Origin of the sequence: Rhodococcus shunpengi, assembly GCF_048381395.1 — a bacterium.
GTDB lineage: Bacteria > Actinomycetota > Actinomycetes > Mycobacteriales > Mycobacteriaceae > Rhodococcus.
The window spans coordinates 178,227-191,825 of record NZ_JBLWIU010000031.1; the positions used below are offsets into that span (position 1 = coordinate 178,227).

Below are 13,599 nucleotides of genomic sequence, written 5' to 3' on the forward strand. Positions count from 1 at the left end.
ACACCCCACCACCCGCGTAGGACGTTCTGTTCCGTATAGGAGAACCCAGTGGGTCGCTTCATCACGCGCCGAGTGCTGTTGACCGTTCCGGTCCTGATCGGTGCCTCGTTCCTCATCTTCGCGATGGTCTACGCCCTTCCGGGCGATCCCATTCGCGCGCTGGCGGGCGATCGCCCGCTCGCTCCCGCGGTCGTGGCGCAGCTTCGCGCCCAGTACAACCTCGACGATCCGTTCTTCGTCCAGTACATCAAGTACGTCGGTGGACTGTTCCAGGGCGACTTCGGATCCGACTTCTCCGGTAGGCCGGTGCTGGACACCATCTCGCAGCGGCTGCCGGTCACCATCCAGCTGACCGCGGTGGCCGTGGTCTTCGAGATCCTCATCGGCGTCACGGCCGGTGTGCTCGCAGCGCTGCGCCGCAATTCCTTCTTCGACAATCTCGTGCTCGTCTCGTCGACGCTGCTCGTCTCGATCCCGGTGTTCGTCCTCGGGTTCGTTTCGCAGTACGTCCTGGGGTACAAGCTGGGTCTGTTCCCGATCGCCGGTATCAACGACGGCTGGTACAGCTACCTGTTGCCCGGTCTGGTGCTCGCATCCCTGTCGATGGCCTACGTGGCACGACTGACGCGCACCGCGGTCTCGGAGTCGATGGCGGCCGATTACATCCGCACCGCCCGCTCCAAGGGCGTCGGATACAGCCGCATCGTGACCCGGCATGCCTTGCGCAACAGCCTCATCCCGGTCGTGACGTTCATCGGTGCCGACATCGGGGCGTTGCTCGGCGGCGCGATCATCACCGAGTCCGTGTTCAACATTCCCGGGCTCGGCCGCGCCATCTTCGACGCTGTGCAGAACCAGGAAGGTGCAGTGGTCGTCGGCATCGTCACGCTGATGGTCTTCTTCTACATCTTCTTCAATCTCGTCGTGGACGTGCTGTACGCCTTCCTCGACCCACGGATCAGATACGAGTAGTGGTGATGGATTCCAATAACGCCGAGGCCGCCCGCCAGCACGCCGTGCAGGAAGGCGAGCCGGGAAATGTCGTGACCGGTGAGGCCGTCGAGCTCGTCGGCCAGGCGAGTCTGTGGGGCAACGCGTGGAAGAAGCTGCGCCGCAGCGCGTTCTTCTGGTTCGGAGCCGTCATCACGATCGTCCTCGTCGCGATGGCGGTGGTGCCGCAGGTGTTCGCCCGCGGGATCGATCCGCGGGCCTGCGACCTGTCGGACACCCGTCTCCCACCCAGCGCGGAGCACTGGTTCGGAACGGATCTGCAGGGCTGCGACTACTACGCCAACGTCGTCTACGGCGCCCGCGTGTCGCTGTCCATCGGTCTGCTGGCCGTCATCGGTGTGCTGGTCATCGGTGTCCTGATCGGTTCGCTCGCAGGATATTTCGGAGGAATCCTCGACAGCGTGCTGGCGCGGTTCACCGATGTATTCTTCGGCATCCCGCTCCTGCTCGGCGCGCTCGTGCTGCTGACCGTGACCAGTGAGAGGACGGCCCTGACGGTCGCGATGGCGCTGATCGCCTTCGGCTGGATGACCGCGATGCGCCTGGTGCGGTCGTCGGTCATCGCGGTCAAGGGCAGTGAGTACGTCCAGGCGGCGCAGGTGCTCGGCGCGTCGACCTTCCGCATCCTCGTCCGGCACATCCTGCCGAACGCCCTGACCCCGGTGCTGGTGTACGCCACCGTCGCCGTCGGTACGTTCATCGCGGCCGAGGCTGCGCTGTCGTATCTCGGTATCGGTCTGCAGATGCCGGCCATGTCCTGGGGCCTGCAGATCAACCTGGGCCAGAGCTACCTCTCTACCTCGCCGCATCTGGTGCTGTTCCCGGCAGGATTCCTGTCGGTCACGGTGCTGGCCTTCATTCTCATGGGTGATGCGCTGCGCGATGCGCTCGACCCGAAACGGAGCTGACGCAATGAGTCTCGATACGCGCGAGAAGACCACCCCCGGCGCCCCGATCCTGGAGGTCTCCGGTCTGACCATCGACTTCGAGGTGGACCGGACCTGGCGGACCGCCGTGCGCGACGTCTCGTTCGAGGTGGCGCGCGGAGAGATCGTGGCGATCGTCGGCGAATCCGGTTCGGGCAAGTCGACGACCGCCATGGCGGTACCGGGTCTGCTCGCCGACAACAGCCGGGTCGACGGCAGCATCACCCTCGATGGGCGCGAGCTCGTCGGTCTGACGGAACGCGAGCTGAACTCGGTGCGCGGCAAGGACATCGCCGTGATCTTCCAGGAGCCGATGACGGCTCTCAATCCCGTCTACACGATCGGGTGGCAGATCACCGAGGCCATCCGAGCGCACGCCGACGTGACGAAAGCCGAGGCGAAGGAGCGCGTGGTCGAGCTGCTGCGTCTCGTCGACATGCCCGAACCCGAGAAGCGCGTCGGCTACTACCCGCACCAGCTCTCCGGCGGTCAGCGTCAGCGCGCGATGATCGCGCAGGCCCTGGCATCCGAGCCGTCGGTGCTCATCGCCGACGAACCCACCACCGCTCTCGACGTGACGGTGCAGGCGGAAATCCTGCAGCTCATGCGCGACCTGCGCGAGCGGGTGGACGCGGCGATCGTGCTCATCACGCACGACATGGGTGTGGTCGCCGACATGGCCGACCGCATCATCGTCATGCGCGACGGTGCGATCGTCGAGCAGGGGACGTCGGATCGGATCTTCGGCACGCCGGAGCACGCCTACACCCGCGAACTGCTCGCCTCGGTGCCCCACCTCGGCTCGCGCGCCGGTGAGGTGGGTGCCGACGACACTCCGGACGTGCAGTACGCGCTCCGGTTCGTCGACGCGGTGATCGAGTACCCCGGTACCCGACGCAACAGCGGTTTCCGCGCTGTGGACGGGGTGAGTCTCGACATCGAACCCGGTGAGGTCGTCGGGCTCGTCGGCGAATCGGGCTCGGGTAAGTCGACCATCGGCAAGGCCGCGGTCGGCCTGGTCGGGCTGCACTCGGGGTCGTTGTCCGTCGGCGGTGTGGACATCACGAAGATGTCGGCGCGCGACCTGCGTCCTGTACGCCGCAAGATCGGCATCGTCTTCCAGGATCCGGGTTCGTCGCTCAATCCGCGGTGGCCGATCGGACAGTCCATCGCCGAGCCGATGCTGCTGCACACCGAGATGGACCGCACGCAGCGGGACAAGAAGGTCGAAGAACTCCTCGATCAGGTCCATCTGCCCCGCGACATGCGCAACCGCTATCCGCACCAGCTCTCCGGCGGACAGCGTCAGCGGGTCGGCATCGCCCGGGCCCTCGCGCTCGAACCGACACTGCTGATCGCGGACGAACCCACCTCCGCGCTCGACGTGTCGGTGCAGGCCAAGGTGCTCGAGCTGTTCCGGGAACTGCAGCGTGAGTACGGCTTCGCGTGCCTGTTCATCAGCCACGACCTGGCCGTCGTCGAGGTGCTCGCCCGTCGCATCGCCGTGATGCGCGCCGGCAGGCTCGTCGAGTTCGATCGGACCGATCGCATCCTGCGTTCGCCGTCGGATCCGTACACCAAGCGACTGCTGGCGGCCGTTCCCGTCCCGGATCCGGCCGAGCAGGCGCGCCGCCGCGAGGCGCGTGCCGCGCTGCTGGCCGCCGAACGCGCCGAGGCCGGAGGCGCGCCGGTGGCCTGAACCGGCGTCACCCCCCGATCGCAGCGAGGACGGCATCGAGGACGGCGACCGCGCCGGCCTTGTCGAGAGGATCGTTGCCGTTCCCGCACTTGGGGGAGTACACGCACGACGGGCATCCGGCGGCGCACTCGCACGCCGCGACCGCATCGCGGGTCGCGGTGAGCCATTTGGTGATCCGGTGGTATCCGCGTTCGGCGAATCCGGCACCGCCGGGCTGTCCGTCGTAGACGAAGACGGTGGGCAGCCCGGTGTCGGGGTGCAGGTCGGTGGAGACACCGCCGATGTCGCCGCGATCGCACGTCGCGAGCAGGGGGAGCAGACCGATCGCGGCATGCTCGGCGGCGTGGAGTGCGCCGGGTACGCGATCGGGGGTCACCCCGATCCGGTCGAGCAGGTCGGGGTCGATCGTGTACATCACCGCGCGGGTGTCGAGCGTGTGCTCCGGCATGTCGAGGGGGATCTGGTCGAGCACCTCCCCGGACGGCAGGCGGCGCAGATAGCCGACCACGCGATGCGTCACCTCGACCCCCACGGACGCGACCGTGACGGGCCCGAACTCGCGGTATTCGTCGACGGAGATGCAGCAGATGTCGGTGATCTCGCGTGCGCTCGTCGACCATTCCGGGTCCTCGGCGTGCACGAGGGCGATGCCGTCGTCGAGATACAACTCGTCGACGACGAAGGTTTCGCCCTGGTGCAGGTGCACCGCTCCGGGGTGAACGGTCGCGGGGGCGCGGGCGGCATCGACGGTGCCGAGCATGCGACCGGTGTCGCCCTCGACGATCGAGACCTGGTGGCCGATCCCGCCGCGGATCTCGACATCGCCGTGGGGTTGCGTTCCCGGGGTGACGAACCAGCCGTGCGGGCGGCGCCGGATCAGTCCCTGCTCCGCGAGGCCCGTGAGGACGTCGAGCGCGCCGAACTCCTCGACCTCGGCATCGTTGAGCGGCAGTTCCGATGCAGCGCAGAGGAGTTGGGGTCCGAGCACGTACGGATTGTTCGGATCGGTGACCGTCGCCTCGACCGGCCGGTCGAGCAGTGCCTGCGGATGGTGCACGAGATAGGTGTCGAGCGGATCGTCCCGCGCGACCAGCACGACGAGCGAACCCTGCCCGCGGCGGCCGGCGCGACCGCCCTGCTGCCGGAAGGACGCGACCGTGCCCGGGAATCCGGCGACGATCACCGCGTCCAGACCGGCGATGTCCACTCCGAGTTCGAGGGCGTTGGTGCTGGCGACGCCGAGCAGACGGCCGTCGGAGAGAGCGGCCTCGAGATCGCGCCGATCCTCGGCGAGGTAGCCCGCGCGGTAGGCCGCCACCCGGTCGACGAGATCCGGTGCCGCCTCGGCGAGAAGCCGGCGTGCACCCATGGCCGTGAGCTCGGCGCCGTGACGCGACCGGACGAACGCCAGGGTGCGGGCACCTTCGACGACGAGGTCGGTGAGAAGACGCGCGGCCTCGGTCCCGGCGGCCCGCCGCACCGGAGCGCCGTGTTCGCCCGTGAGTTCGCGCAGCAGGGGCGGCTCCCACATCGCGACGGTGCGGGGTCCGTGCGGCGAACCGTCCTCGGTGAGCTCGCGGCAGGGTGCTCCGATGAGCCGGGACGCCGCTGCCCCCGGTTCCGCGGTCGTCGCGGAGGCGAGGACGAAGACGGGATCGGCGCCGTACCGGCGGGCGACGCGCCGGAGCCGACGCAGGATCAGTGCGACGTGCGAGCCGAACACACCCCGATAGGAGTGGCATTCGTCGACGACGACGTACCGCAGGCGCCGCCACAGCCGGGCCCATCGTGCGTGGGCGGGCAACAGCGACAGGTGCAGCATGTCGGGATTGGTGAAGATCCAGCGCGAGTGCCGGCGCGTCCACTGCCGGATCTCGGTGGAGGTGTCGCCGTCGTAGGCGCACGCGCACACGGTCGACAGGCCGTCGATGTCGGAGGTCAGTTCGGTGACCGCGCGCAGCTGGTCGGCGCCGAGGGCCTTGGTGGGCGACAGGTACAGGGCGGTGGCCTGCGGGTCGTCGGCGAGCGCGCTCAGGACGGGCAGCTGGTAGGCGACCGATTTGCCCGACGCGGTGCCGGTGGACACCACCACGTTCTCCCCGCCGGCCGCGATGTCGGCGGCGCTCGCCTGGTGGTGCCAGGGACGCTCGACGCCCTGTTCGCGGAAGGCCCGGACGACGTCCTCGTGTGCCCACTGCGGCCAGTCGCTGTGGTGGGCGGGTCGGGCCGGGATCTCTGCGACGTGGGTCAGCGGTGACTCGCCCGTCGGGGTGCCGGCGAGCAGCCGGTCGAGCAGCTCACGACCGTAGGTGGGGGCGGTGGCGTCGCCGCTGTGGAGGAAGGGCGAGCCGGTCACGCAGTACTCCGCTGGGTCGGACGAGGTGTCTGTCGGAAACGTCTGTCGATAGGAGTGTGTCGGATACGGGGAGGCTGTGTCGGATACGGGGAGGCTGTGTCGGATGCGGGAGACCCGGGTCCGGGACGAGTGGGGCCACAGTGGCTTCCCGTAACATGGGAGCAACAGCTACCCGTGGGTAATGCTACCGAGACATGAACAAGATCAGGGAATTGGCACGTTTGTGCCCATTCCTACTGTTGCGCGTGCCCAGAACGTGGTTGACTGACACCCGGTCGCAGCTTCTGTGTTCGTAGACTTGGAAAAGTGCACGCTCGCAGGATCGATGGTTGCGAGCGCGGTGCTTTAGCTCTTCCAACGGGGGACTCGAGAAGTACAGCGGTCGGAACCGGGACCTGGCGGATCGCGTACCCGGCGGTTCGTCGAATCCGGTGTTAGAAAGAGAAGGAAAAGCATGGCACAGGGCACTGTGAAGTGGTTCAACGCGGAGAAGGGCTTCGGCTTCATCGCTCCTGAGGACGGCTCCGCCGACGTGTTCGTTCACTACTCCGAGATCCAGGGTTCCGGCTTCCGCACCCTCGAGGAGAACCAGCGAGTCGAGTTCGAGGTCGGTCAGGGCACCAAGGGCCCGCAGGCCACCGGCGTGCGCGCACTCTGATCCACCCGCTCGAGCGAGCAACCGGGCAAGGTCAACCACCTCGCCCGATCGTCCCCCGTCGCCTCAGGTGATGGGGGACGATGCATTTTCCGGGACGTGTGCGCGAACCGGTCGCGGAACCTCGCCGCCTCGTCGCGCTCACGGAGCCGGGAGAGGAGGACCCGTGAGTCAGCTGTCCTTCTTCGGGGCCGACACGATGCCGCCCGCCCTGGCCGACCTGAGCGGCCTGCTCGCGGCACACGGACGTGCGCGTCTCACCGACGACGGCGCGGTGCTGACCGTGGAGGTCGACGCCGAATGGCGCGCCCGTGCGATCGTGCAGCTCGTGACCGACACGGGAGTCGAGGCGGACATCGCCGTCGACGGTGAGCTGTTCACCGTCAGCACGTCCACCGACTCCGCTCTCGTCCCGCTCGCGACCCAGTGGAACAGCAACGACGGCAAGACGGTCCCGACCGGCTGGGTTCCGTCCTCGCGGGCCCAGCGGGCGTGGTTCCTCGCGTCCGGTCGCATGGAGGTCGAGGGAGCACAGTATGTTCTCGGTCTGGATCCGACGGCTCCCGACACCCATGCAGTTCTGGCGCAGGCGCTCATGCGCGCCGGCATCGCACCGACCCTGATCGGTACGCACGGCACCGGTGGGCCGGGGTTGAGGATCTCCGGCCGGAGGCGTCTGACGAGGCTCGTCGAGAACATCGGTGCACCTCCGGACGCCGACGCGGCACGACGGATCTGGCCGCACGTGGAACCGGGTGATCATCACTTGTGAAGAGCCGTTCCCCGAGGATGTGCGACCCTGTGTGTGGCCGCGTCTGGGGAACGGGTCGGTATACATGTCTTCGAACAAGACGACATGTCGGCAATGAGGGAAGGTGCGGGCGGCACGGTGGCAGCACGGGAGAAGAGCACTGCGGGCGGTTCGTCGGGCACGCGTCGGCTCGTGATCGTCGAGTCCCCGACCAAGGCGAGGAAGATCGCTCCCTACCTCGGTCGCAACTACGTCGTCGAGGCATCGGTCGGTCACATCCGCGACCTGCCGCGCGGTGCCGCGGACGTCCCCGCCAAGTACAAGGGTGAGTCGTGGGCGCGCCTCGGTGTCGACGTCGATCACGACTTCGAACCCCTCTACGTCGTCAGCGCCGACAAGAAGACCAAGGTCTCGGAGCTGAAGAGCCTGCTCAAGGACGCCGACGAGCTCTACCTCGCCACCGACCCCGACCGTGAGGGCGAGGCCATCGCCTGGCACCTGCTCGAGACCCTCAAGCCCAAGGTGCCGGTCCGGCGCATGGTCTTCCACGAGATCACCGAGCCCGCCATCCGCGCGGCCGCCGAGAACACCCGCGATCTCGACAACGACCTGGTCGACGCGCAGGAGACCCGCCGCATCCTCGACCGTCTGTACGGCTACGAGGTCAGCCCCGTGCTGTGGAAGAAGGTCATGCCCCGTCTGTCGGCGGGTCGTGTGCAGTCGGTGGCGACCCGCGTGATCGTGCAGCGCGAACGCGAGCGCATGGCGTTCAAGTCCGCCGAGTACTGGGACATCGCGGCCACGATGGACGCCGGCGCCGATGCGAGCCCCCGTTCGTTCGGTGCCCGCCTGGTCAACGTCGACGGTTCCCGTGTCGCCTCGGGTCGCGACTTCGGGCCCGACGGGAACCTGAAGTCGAACGGTGTCGTCGTCCTCGACGAGGACCGTGCACGCCGCCTCGCGGAGGCACTCGCCGGTGTCGCGCTGACGGTGTCGTCGGCCGAGAGCAAGCCGTACACCCGCAAGCCCTACGCGCCGTTCATGACGTCGACGCTGCAGCAGGAGGCGGGCCGCAAGCTGCGGTTCTCGTCCGAGCGCACCATGCGCACCGCGCAGCGTCTGTACGAGAACGGCTACATCACCTACATGCGTACCGACTCGACGACGCTGTCCGAGTCGGCGATCGCGGCGGCCCGCGCACAGGCCACCCAGCTGTACGGTGCCGAGTTCGTCCATCCGACGCCGCGCCAGTACACCCGCAAGGTCAAGAACGCGCAGGAAGCACACGAGGCGATCCGTCCCGCCGGCGACGTCTTCGCCACCCCCGGCGAGCTGCACGCGCGCCTCGACGGCGACGAGTTCAAGCTCTACGAGCTCATCTGGCAGCGCACCGTCGCCTCGCAGATGGCCGACGCGCGGGGCACGACGCTGACGCTGCGTATCACCGGCACCGCGGGCAGCGGCGAGGAGTGCACCTTCTCGTCGTCGGGCCGCACCATCACGTTCCCGGGCTTCCTCAAGGCATACGTCGAGAGTGTCGACGAGGAGGCCGGCGGCCAGTCGGACGACGCGGAGTCGCGTCTGCCGAACCTGTCCGAGGGCGCGTCGGTCACCGCGACGAAGCTCGATCCGGACGGTCACTCCACCAACCCGCCCGCCCGGTACACCGAGGCGAGCCTGATCAAGACGCTCGAAGAGCTCGGGATCGGCCGGCCCTCGACCTACGCGTCGATCATCAAGACCATCCTCGACCGCGGCTACGTCTACAAGCGTGGCAGCGCGCTCGTCCCGTCGTGGGTGGCGTTCGCCGTCATCGGCCTGCTCGAAGCGCACTTCGCCCAGCTCGTCGACTACGACTTCACGGCCGGGATGGAGGACGATCTCGACGAGATCGCCTCCGGTCACCGGCAGCGCACCGACTGGCTGACGCGGTTCTACTTCGGCAGCGACGACGGTCACGAGGAGTCGGTCGCGCGCAAGGGCGGCCTGAAGAAGCTGGTGGGGGAGAACCTCGAGGACATCGATGCCCGCGAGATCAACTCCATCCGCCTGTTCGACGACTCCGAGGGTCGTGAGATCCACGTGCGTGTGGGTCGCTTCGGTCCGTACCTCGAACGGATGGTCACCGACCCCGACAACCCCGACGCCGAGCCGACCTCGCAGCGGGCGAACCTGCCCGACGACCTGCCGCCGGACGAGCTCACCCTCGAGTACGCCGAGAAGCTCTTCTCGACGCCGCAGGAGGGACGCGTCCTCGGTGTCGATCCGTCGACCGGTTACGAGATCGTCGCGCGGGAGGGTCGCTTCGGTCCCTACGTGACCGAGTTGATCCCCGATCCCGAACCCGAGCCCGAACCGGAGCCGGACGTCACGCCCATCCCCGTCGAGGAACTCGGCTCGGAGGGAGAGGGCGGCACGAAGACCGCCACCAAGAAGGCCGTCGCCAAGAAGGCAGCGAAGAAGGCTCCCGCGAAGAAGGCCGCGAAGAAGACCGGCCCGAAGCCTCGCACGGGTTCGCTGTTCAAGACGATGGACCTGTCCACGGTCACCCTGGAAGACGCCCTGAAACTGCTGTCGTTGCCGCGCGTGGTGGGTGTCGATCCGGAGTCCGGCGACGAGATCACCGCTCAGAACGGCCGCTACGGTCCGTACCTGAAGAAGGGCACCGACTCGCGGTCGCTCGCGAACGAGGAGCAGATCTTCACCGTCACCCTCGAGGAGGCGTTGAAGATCTACGCGGAGCCGAAGCGCCGCGGCCGGCAGGCCGCCGCCACGCCGCCGCTGCGCGAGCTGGGCACCGACCCGGTCAGCGGCAAGCCGATGGTGATCAAGGACGGCCGGTTCGGTCCGTACGTCACCGACGGTGAGACGAACGCGAGCCTGCGCAAGGGCGACGAGGTCGAGTCCATCACCGACGAGCGGGCATCCGAACTGCTCGCCGACCGTCGGGCACGCGGTCCGGCCAAGAAGACCGCGAAGAAGACTGCGGCGAAGAAGACTGCCGCCAAGAAGACCACCGCCAAGAAGACGGCGGCGAAGAAGACGACGAAGAAAGCCGCCGCGAAGAAGACGACGGACTGACGGGTCCCCGTCGGGGTACGCGGATAGCCTCACGGTGTGTACCGCGAACTGCCGACGGGGATCCGCAGCGTCACACTGTGGCGGTCCGAGCCGTCCGGTGCCCGCGTAGGCGGAACCCATGTGCTGCCGGACGGTTGCATGGACCTCATCCGGCACGCCGGCGGCTTCCTCGTCGCCGGCCCGGACACGACGTCCCAGTTCTCCGATCTGGCGGCGGACCGACCGCTGACGGCCGTCCGGTTCGAGCCCGGCCTGGGGGCGCGGTTCTTCGGCGTCGACGCGAGCGAGCTGACCGATCGACGGGTTCCGCTCGACGATCTGTGGCCGTCACGTCGTGTGCGTCTCCTCGCGGTTCGAGCCGAGGACGATCCCGTCGCTGCGCTGGTCGACGCCGTGCGGGGCGCGATCGACGAACACGATCCGATGGCCGACCTCGCGCGGACGCTGGCCGCCGGTGCGGCCGTCACGGAAGTCGCCGCGACCCTCGGCTGGAGCGACAGGACCCTGCGTCGTCGCTCGGCCCGGGCCTACGGATACGGACCGAAGACGTTGTCGCGGGTACTGCGCTTCCGTCGGGCGGTCGCGCGTGCCCGGGCCGGTGACGACTTCGCCCGGGTCGCGGCCGACTGCGGGTACAGCGACCAGGCGCATATGGCCCGGGACGTTCGTGCGCTGTCGGGTGTCACCCTCGGTGAGCTCGTCCGGAGTCATCCCGGGAGCGCGGCGAACAGGTCGAGGCTGTGGCCGTCGGGATCGATCGCACTCGCGTAGCGCTGTCCCCAGAATGCGTCCCAGGGCGCCTTCGTCGACGTGCACCCCGCCTCGATCAACGCTGCAAGTGTCTCGTCGACCGCCTCTGGGGAACCACAGTCGAAGGCGAGCGCCGCCCCGCCTCCGGACGACGGCTCGAACTCCGGATCGAAGCTGCGGACGGACTCGACGGTGTCCCACATCAGGCGCAGACCACCGGGGAGAGTGACCTCGAAGTGCGGTACCTCGGGTGCTTCGGTGGGCAGGTCGAGGCCGAGCACGCGATAGCACGCGAAGGAGCGATCGAGATCGGCGACGACGAGCCCCACTGCGGAGAAATGAATGGTCATGGTCCGACGGTAGGGCCGTGGACGTGCGGCCGTCTTGAACGTTTCGGACACGTGATCCGGACCCGTCGGACCCGGTCGTTAGGCTGAGCGCATGCCCGGGGTCTTCGATCGTCTCGTCGGTCAACGCGATGTCGAGACCGAACTCGTCGCGGCCGCGGTAGCTGCCCGTCGGGGCGACACCGGGTCGGCGATGACGCACTCGTGGCTGTTCACAGGTCCTCCCGGGTCCGGTCGCTCGGTCGCGGCGCTGTGTTTCGCCGCCGCCCTGCAGTGCACCGACGAGGAGACTCCCGGCTGCGGGCGATGCCACGCCTGCACCACCACGATGGCCGGCACCCACGGCGACGTACGGCGGGTCGTGCCCGAGGGACTGACGATCAGCGTCAAGTCGATGCGCGACATCGTGCAGGTCGCGTCGCGGCGTCCCAGCACGGGGCGATGGCAGGTCGTGGTGATCGAGGACGCCGACCGTCTCACCGAAGGCGCCGCGAACGCGCTGCTGAAGGTGGTCGAGGAACCGCCGCAGCGAACGGTTTTCCTCCTGTGTGCGCCGTCGGTCGATCCCGAGGACATCTCGGTGACGCTGCGCTCGCGCTGCCGTCACATCGGGTTGGTCACCCCCAGCGCCGACGCCATCGCGCGCGTCCTCGAAGCCACCGACGGCATCGATCCGAAGACGGCGCAGTGGGCTGCATCCGTCAGCGCCGGCCACGTCGGCCGGGCCCGACGGCTGGCCATCGACGAGGGTGCCCGCGACAACCGGGCACGTGCGCTCGCTGTCGCCGGCGCGGTCCTGCGCCCCGCCACCACCTACTCCGCAGCCGACGACCTCGGCCGCAGCGCCGAGACCGAGGCGAAGGAGATCAGTGCGGAGCGCGACGAGCGCGAGACCGAGGAGCTGAGGACCGCTCTCGGTGCCGGCGGTACCGGCAAGGGAGCTGCGGGTGCGCTTCGCGGTTCGGCCGGGGTCCTCAAGGAACTCGAACGCACCCAGAAGTCGCGGAAGACGCGGACCGAGCGCGACATCATGGACCGAGCCCTGATCGATCTCGCCGGCCTGTACCGGGACGCACTGGTGCATGCCTTCGGGTCGCGGGTCACGCTCAACCATCCGGACATGTCGGATCGCGCGGCCGACCTGGCGTCGAGGACCCGGCCGGAGTCGCTGCTCGAGTGCATCGAGGCCATCCTCGACTGCCGGGAGGCGCTCGCCCAGAACGTCAAACCCCGCTTCGCTCTCGCGGCGCTCGCAGCCCGGTTGAGCTCGGCGTTCCGGTAGCCGAAGTGCCGGTTTGCGTCGGGGTGGGGGTAGTCCGCTAGACTTCGGACGCCGAAAGGCTCGCTGCCTTAGCTCAGTCGGTAGAGCATTTCACTCGTAATGAAAAGGTCGTCGGTTCGATTCCGACAGGCAGCTCCACGAAGGCCCCTCACCACGGTGAGGGGCCTTCGACGTTTCTGCGCGCTGTGCGATTCGCACGGATGATGGAGACATGTTGATGGAACTGTTCTCCTTGGTCCTGATCATCGGCGCTCTTGCCGTGGTGCTGCCCATGGCCGTCCGGGTCTTCCGGGACAAGGACCGTTGACGCGAAGCGACCGCGACTATCGGCGCGCACGAGAGCGGTCTCGGACACGGCTGCGAAATCCTCGACAACCCGGTCACCGCGCAGCATGCTTCTCTCATGGCTGAGTCGTTGAAGGACCGGGTTCGGGAGAAGATCCTGCGGCAGCGCGCCGAGGACGGGGGCCGGCCGATCGGCGACGCGGAAGGGGACGACCCTCGCCTCATGGATCTCCGCAGCGACCTCGCGATGCTGGAGCAGGCCGGCGAGGACGATCCGATCGTTCAGCACCTCGCAGCGAAGTACTGGGTCCCCTGAACACCCTCACAACGACGCTCCGTAAGTCGATAAACCCGCTCTGAGCTGGCGATTTGGTGTTCTCGGAGATGTTCGCGTAACTTATTCCAGGTCAGAGCGACACGGACACCGACCCGGGCCGAGAGGAACGGGACAACGAG

The 13,599-nt window shown here is 68.1% G+C and carries 11 protein-coding genes and 1 tRNA gene; 10 read left to right on the forward strand and 2 right to left on the reverse strand.

What is annotated here, in order from left to right; genetic code table 11:
* The first annotated feature begins 48 nt into the window (after positions 1–48).
* Genes ACNJ7K_RS18420 through ACNJ7K_RS18430 form a run of 3 tightly spaced genes read left to right on the forward strand, consistent with a single transcriptional unit; the run spans position 49 to position 3,636 of the window.
* Positions 49–972 (forward strand): ABC transporter permease, encoded by a 924-nt coding sequence (locus ACNJ7K_RS18420; RefSeq protein ID WP_106200723.1) that lies wholly within the window; start codon positions 49–51, stop codon positions 970–972.
* Entirely contained in the window at positions 972–1,919 is a 948-nt protein-coding gene (locus ACNJ7K_RS18425; protein ID WP_120281231.1) for an ABC transporter permease, read from the forward strand. The genes ACNJ7K_RS18420 and ACNJ7K_RS18425 overlap by 1 nt, the downstream gene beginning before the upstream one ends.
* A 4-nt stretch (positions 1,920–1,923) precedes the next feature.
* Entirely contained in the window at positions 1,924–3,636 is a 1,713-nt protein-coding gene (locus ACNJ7K_RS18430; protein ID WP_487042032.1) for an ABC transporter ATP-binding protein, read from the forward strand.
* A gap of 7 nt (positions 3,637–3,643) precedes the next feature.
* Here the strand turns inward: ACNJ7K_RS18430 and ACNJ7K_RS18435 are convergent, their stop codons facing one another.
* Entirely contained in the window at positions 3,644–5,992 is a 2,349-nt protein-coding gene (locus ACNJ7K_RS18435; RefSeq protein WP_487042033.1) for a DEAD/DEAH box helicase, read from the reverse strand.
* 454 nt (positions 5,993–6,446) lie between these two features.
* Between ACNJ7K_RS18435 and ACNJ7K_RS18440 the strand changes: the two genes are divergently transcribed.
* The 4 genes from ACNJ7K_RS18440 (at position 6,447) to ACNJ7K_RS18455 (ending at position 11,250) form a co-directional block, all read left to right on the forward strand.
* Entirely contained in the window at positions 6,447–6,650 is a 204-nt protein-coding gene (locus tag ACNJ7K_RS18440; RefSeq protein ID WP_003935252.1) for a cold-shock protein, read from the forward strand.
* A gap of 163 nt (positions 6,651–6,813) precedes the next feature.
* Positions 6,814–7,419 (forward strand): hypothetical protein, encoded by a 606-nt coding sequence (locus ACNJ7K_RS18445; protein WP_487042034.1) that lies wholly within the window; start codon positions 6,814–6,816, stop codon positions 7,417–7,419.
* Between the two features lie 93 nt (positions 7,420–7,512).
* The gene (topA, locus tag ACNJ7K_RS18450; protein WP_487042037.1) at positions 7,513–10,479 is read left to right on the forward strand and encodes a type I DNA topoisomerase; all 2,967 of its coding nucleotides are present in this window, start codon (positions 7,513–7,515) and stop codon (positions 10,477–10,479) included.
* 36 nt (positions 10,480–10,515) lie between these two features.
* Entirely contained in the window at positions 10,516–11,250 is a 735-nt protein-coding gene (locus tag ACNJ7K_RS18455; RefSeq protein ID WP_159416858.1) for a helix-turn-helix domain-containing protein, read from the forward strand.
* Here ACNJ7K_RS18455 and ACNJ7K_RS18460 read toward each other — a convergent pair.
* Positions 11,187–11,579: a VOC family protein gene (locus ACNJ7K_RS18460; RefSeq protein WP_268655062.1), complete on the reverse strand. Its 393-nt coding sequence runs from the start codon at positions 11,577–11,579 to the stop codon at positions 11,187–11,189. The two genes, ACNJ7K_RS18455 and ACNJ7K_RS18460, sit on opposite strands and share 64 nt — an antisense overlap.
* 91 nt (positions 11,580–11,670) lie before the next feature.
* Here ACNJ7K_RS18460 and ACNJ7K_RS18465 point away from each other — a divergent pair, with 91 nt between their 5' ends.
* The 3 genes from ACNJ7K_RS18465 (at position 11,671) to ACNJ7K_RS18475 (ending at position 13,459) form a co-directional block, all read left to right on the forward strand.
* Positions 11,671–12,858 carry a DNA polymerase III subunit delta' gene (locus ACNJ7K_RS18465; protein ID WP_487042035.1) on the forward strand — a complete coding sequence of 396 codons (1,188 nt, stop codon included), beginning with the start codon at positions 11,671–11,673 and terminating at the stop codon, positions 12,856–12,858.
* 62 nt (positions 12,859–12,920) lie between these two features.
* Positions 12,921–12,996: transfer RNA gene (locus ACNJ7K_RS18470), tRNA-Thr, on the forward strand.
* A 265-nt stretch (positions 12,997–13,261) separates the two neighbouring features.
* The gene (locus ACNJ7K_RS18475; RefSeq protein ID WP_006552400.1) at positions 13,262–13,459 is read left to right on the forward strand and encodes a hypothetical protein; all 198 of its coding nucleotides are present in this window, start codon (positions 13,262–13,264) and stop codon (positions 13,457–13,459) included.
* The last annotated feature ends 140 nt before the right edge of the window (positions 13,460–13,599 follow it).